Source organism: Sphingomonas sp. CFBP 13706, assembly GCF_014842355.1.
Lineage (GTDB): Bacteria > Pseudomonadota > Alphaproteobacteria > Sphingomonadales > Sphingomonadaceae > Sphingomonas > Sphingomonas aerolata.
Genome location: NZ_JACYVM010000039.1, coordinates 1 through 3,856, shown reverse-complemented (window position 1 = coordinate 3,856; position 3,856 = coordinate 1). Strand labels below are relative to the sequence as shown.

Annotated in this window: 6 protein-coding genes; 1 reads left to right on the top strand and 5 read right to left on the bottom strand. The window is 63.8% G+C overall.

Annotated features, from left to right (window positions below; all coding sequences use genetic code 11):
* Positions 1 to 205: 205 nt before the first annotated feature.
* Entirely contained in the window at positions 206 to 391 is a 186-nt protein-coding gene (locus IFS44_RS21415) for a hypothetical protein (RefSeq protein WP_192100127.1), read from the top strand.
* A 42-nt stretch (positions 392 to 433) separates the two neighbouring features.
* Here the strand turns inward: IFS44_RS21415 and IFS44_RS21410 are convergent, their stop codons facing one another.
* The 5 genes from IFS44_RS21410 to IFS44_RS21395 form a co-directional block, all read right to left on the bottom strand.
* A complete protein-coding gene (locus IFS44_RS21410; protein WP_342366536.1) occupies positions 434 to 1,195 on the bottom strand; it encodes an IS3 family transposase in 762 nt (253 codons plus the stop codon).
* Positions 1,196 to 1,258: 63 nt separating this feature from the next.
* A complete protein-coding gene (locus tag IFS44_RS22700) occupies positions 1,259 to 1,555 on the bottom strand; it encodes a transposase (protein WP_274604264.1) in 297 nt (98 codons plus the stop codon).
* A 246-nt stretch (positions 1,556 to 1,801) separates the two neighbouring features.
* A complete protein-coding gene (locus IFS44_RS21405; protein ID WP_192100125.1) occupies positions 1,802 to 1,918 on the bottom strand; it encodes a DUF2474 family protein in 117 nt (38 codons plus the stop codon).
* The gene (gene cydB / locus IFS44_RS21400; RefSeq protein WP_192100123.1) at positions 1,918 to 2,931 is read right to left on the bottom strand and encodes a cytochrome d ubiquinol oxidase subunit II; all 1,014 of its coding nucleotides are present in this window, start codon (positions 2,929 to 2,931) and stop codon (positions 1,918 to 1,920) included. The genes IFS44_RS21405 and cydB overlap by 1 nt, the downstream gene beginning before the upstream one ends.
* Positions 2,928 to 3,856 (bottom strand): cytochrome ubiquinol oxidase subunit I (locus tag IFS44_RS21395; RefSeq protein ID WP_192100121.1); only part of this gene is annotated, 929 nt, incomplete at its 5' end. The genes IFS44_RS21395 and cydB, both read right to left, overlap by 4 nt.

Below are 3,856 nucleotides of genomic sequence, written 5' to 3'. Positions count from 1 at the left end.
CCACCCCAACGAAGTTGGGCGGCCGCGAATGGCTCGCGAATGTCCACTTCTGGGTCCATTCGACTATCGGTCCTCCGACGCTACGCCATCATCGAATTCGTCAGGAGCGGTAACGCGAGGGCTTGCGGGCGGGTGTCGGGTATCGACCGCCGGTTCGCAACCGAGCGGTTTCTTGGATCGTTCGGTGTGGTGAAGGAGAGCAAGCATGATGACCACACCGAAATCAGAAGACCCTGGTTTTGAAACCGACGTCAATGAACTTCCGGAGGACAACAAAGGGCCGGAAATTACCTTAGAGGATAAGTCAATCGCTGACGAAAAAAAGCCAAGCATTCTTGAGGAAGCGCAGAAGGAAGGCGCGGAAGAGCGAGAAGAAGGCGGCTTATATTAAAATAAGCATGTATGAGCTGCTGCCGGTCTCATGGACACGAAGTTAGGCTACATGCTCTTGCCGCTCGAAGTCCATGGGGCTGAGATAGCCCAGCGTCGAGTGCCGGCGTGTCGGGTTGTAGAAGCGCTCGATATAATCGAACACGTCCGCCTTCGCGTGATTGCGCGTTCGATATGTCTTCCGGCCGATCCGTTCGGTCTTCATCGACGAGAAGAAGCTCTCCATTGCCGCGTTGTCCCAGACGTTGCTTGACCGGCTCATCGAGCAGGTGACGCCATTGTCGGCCATCAACCGCTGGAACTGCTCGCTCGTGTATTGGCTGCCCTGGTCCGAGTAATGCAGCAGGGCGTTAGGCTTTCCGCGTCGCCAGATCGCCATCATCAGCGCATCGGTCACGAGCTGAGCGGTCATGGTGTCGCTCATCGACCATCCGACCACGCGGCGCGAGAACAGGTCGATAACGACAGCGACGTAAAGCCACCCTTCGGCCGTCCAGATGTAGGTGAAGTCGGCGATCCACCTCTGGTTGGGTGCCTCGGCAATGACCGACCGCAGGCCGTCGTCCTTGGGCAAGCCACGTCGTCGCGGACGGGCCCTCAGGCCATGAACACGCATCAGCCGTTCGATGCGATGCAGACCACATGAAAGGCCTTCGGCCAGAAGGTCGTGCCAGACGCGCCGCGCGCCGTAGGTGCGATAGCTGGAGATGAAGCTTGCGCGGACGCTGGCGCCGAACTCCTTATCGCTACGGGCGCGCTTGCTGGGCGCCCGAACTAGCCAGGTGAAAGCCGCTGCGCGAAACACCGAGCGCTTCGCAGATCTACGACACCGGCCAGATCCCTCGGTGCTTCGCGATGAACTCGAACCTCATATCGAGTCCCTGGCGAAGTAGGCTGCCGCTTTTTTTCGGATGTCGCGCTCGGCCTTCATTCTAGCCAACTCGCGGCGCAGCCGCTCAATCTCCTGCTGCTCGGGCTTCAGCACGCCGTGTCCGGGAAACGCCGATCCCGGGTCAGCCGCCTGTTCGCGCACCCACTTGCGCAGCACGTTCTCGTGCAGGTCCAGATCGCGCGCCGCCTGCGATACCGATACCCTGCGTTCCCGCACCAGCTTCACCGCCTCGAGCTTGAACTCGCGGCTGAACTTCCGTCGTTGCATCTCCATTCTTCGGTTCCAAAAACACCTTATCTCGGTGTCCACGGAACCGGCAGCAGCTCACATCTTGGGGTGCTCGTTTCGAGCTGATTTGCCGTGGTGCGGAACCGAGATGCCGCCATTGCGCTGTCCCCTCCATACCCTCCCTTCCGCTTACGCCCATAACGGACAGTCGGCGCAACCCGACAGACGTCGGAAATCAGCCGCATCCGGTGAGCCGCCCTGCCGGCTCGCCTGCCGACGAACAGGGGACAACTAGAGCAGCACCGTACGAATGGCGAAGGCGACCGCTGCGAGCGCCAGAACGCTCGCGGTCCAGATCACCGCCAGCCAGCATAGCCGTCGGACGAGCCGGGATCCGGGCGCGGCCATCAATGATACCCCTCGCCGACCTTGCCTCGGAACACCCAATAGGCCCAACCGGTATAGGCGATGATGATCGGGATGATGACGACGGTCCCGACCAGCATGAACAACTGGCTCTGCGCCGGAGCCGCAGCTGCCCAGATCGTGACGGCACGCGGCACGACGTAGGGAAAGACGCTGATGCCCAGTCCGACGTATCCCAACAGGAACAGCGCCAGCGACGCGAGGAAGGGCAGCTTGTGTCGCCCGCGGGCGATCGACCAGAAAAGGACTCCGGTGATCACGACGACCAGCAACGGCACCTGCGCTGTCAGCAGGACGCCCGGCATCGCGAACCAGCGTCGCCAATAGTCGTAGCTGAGGAACGGCGTCGCTGCGCTAACCGCGGTCATGGCCACGACCGTAGCGATGCTCAGCATCCTGGCCATCCGCCGTGCATGAGCCTGTGCGGGACCGTCCGTCTTGCCGATCAGCCAGGTCGCGCCGAGCAACGCATAGCCGACGGCTACCGAGATACCGGTCAGGACGGTGAACGGAGTGAGCCAGTCCAGCCATCCCCCGGCAAAGGCACGGCCCACGACCCGGATGCCCTGCAGGATCGCGCCTAGCATCATGCCCTGGGCGATCGCTGCGACGAGAGAACCCAACGTGAAGGCCATGTCCCACCAACGTCTGTGCACCGGATCGCGCCAGCGGAACTCGAACGCCACCCCGCGAAACACCAGGCCCAATAGCATCGCGATCACCAGGGGATACGTGGCGGGTAGGATGATCGCATAGGCAAGGGGGAAGGCCGCGAAGAGCCCGCCACCACCAAGCACCAGCCACGTCTCGTTCCCGTCCCACACCGGCGCGATCGAATTCATCGCCGCGTCACGCTCTGCCCCGACCTCGAAGCCGGGGAACAGGATGCCGATGCCGAGATCGAACCCGTCCATGACGACATAGGCGAATATGCCGAAAGCGATGATGACCGCCCATACGACCGTAAGGTCCAGGCTGTACGTAAGGCCGGTCATGCGTCCTTCTCCTTGCTGGTCGGCTCGAAGGCAGATGCTGGCGTGATGCCGCCGGCATGGCGGGGCGTGCGGCGCGGTTCGGCCTCATGCGCCTCGGGTGGTTTGGCGATCAGGCGAAGGACGTAGAGGACGCCCATGCCGAAGACCGCGAAGTACACGACGACGAAGGCTGCGAGCGAGGCCGCCACGGCCGGCGCCGCAATCGGGGAGCGAGCGTCCGCCGTCAGCATGTGGCCGTAGATCACCCATGGCTGTCGCCCGACCTCGGTCGTGATCCAGCCCGCCAGCACGGCCACGAAGCCCGCCGGGCCCATCGCCACGGCCGCACGGTGCAGCCAGGGCGTGTCGTACAACCGGCGTCGCCACCGCGCCCACAGACCCCATACGCCGAGCATGAGCATCGCCAGTCCAAGCCCGACCATGATCCGGAACGACCAGAACAGGATCGCTGCCGGGGGGCGTCGATCGCGCGCGAAATCCTTCAAGCCCGGCAGCGGGGCGTTCGGATCGTGGCGCAGGATCAGCGAGCTGAGCCTCGGTATCTCCACGGCGTAGCGGACCCGTTCGTCGCGGTCGCTCGGCAGCCCGAACAGGATGAGCGGCGCCCCGTCGGGATGAGCGTCGTAATGGCCCTCCATCGCCAGCACCTTCGCGGGCTGATGCTCGAGCGTGTTCAACCCGTGCTCGTCGCCGGCGAGGATCTGCAGCGGCGCCATCACCGCGACCATGCCCAGGCCCATCGCCAGCATCTTGCGGGCGCCGAGGTTCGCGCGGTCGCGCAACAGGTGCCAGCCGCCGACCCCGGCGACGACCAGCGCCGTCGTCAGGAAGGCGGCGATGACCGTGTGCGTGAGCCGGTAAGGGAAACTGGGGTTGAAGATGATCGGCAGCCACGATCCAGCGGGGACGAACTGCCCCTGCGCGT

Coding starts and splice junctions, on each gene's coding strand:
- IFS44_RS22700 (WP_274604264.1), bottom strand. CDS start 1,555: ATGGAGATGCAACGACGGAAGTTCAGCCGCGAGTTCAAGCTCGAGGCG.
- cydB (WP_192100123.1), bottom strand. CDS start 2,931: ATGACCGGCCTTACGTACAGCCTGGACCTTACGGTCGTATGGGCGGTC.
- IFS44_RS21415 (WP_192100127.1), top strand. CDS start 206: ATGATGACCACACCGAAATCAGAAGACCCTGGTTTTGAAACCGACGTC.
- IFS44_RS21405 (WP_192100125.1), bottom strand. CDS start 1,918: ATGGCCGCGCCCGGATCCCGGCTCGTCCGACGGCTATGCTGGCTGGCG.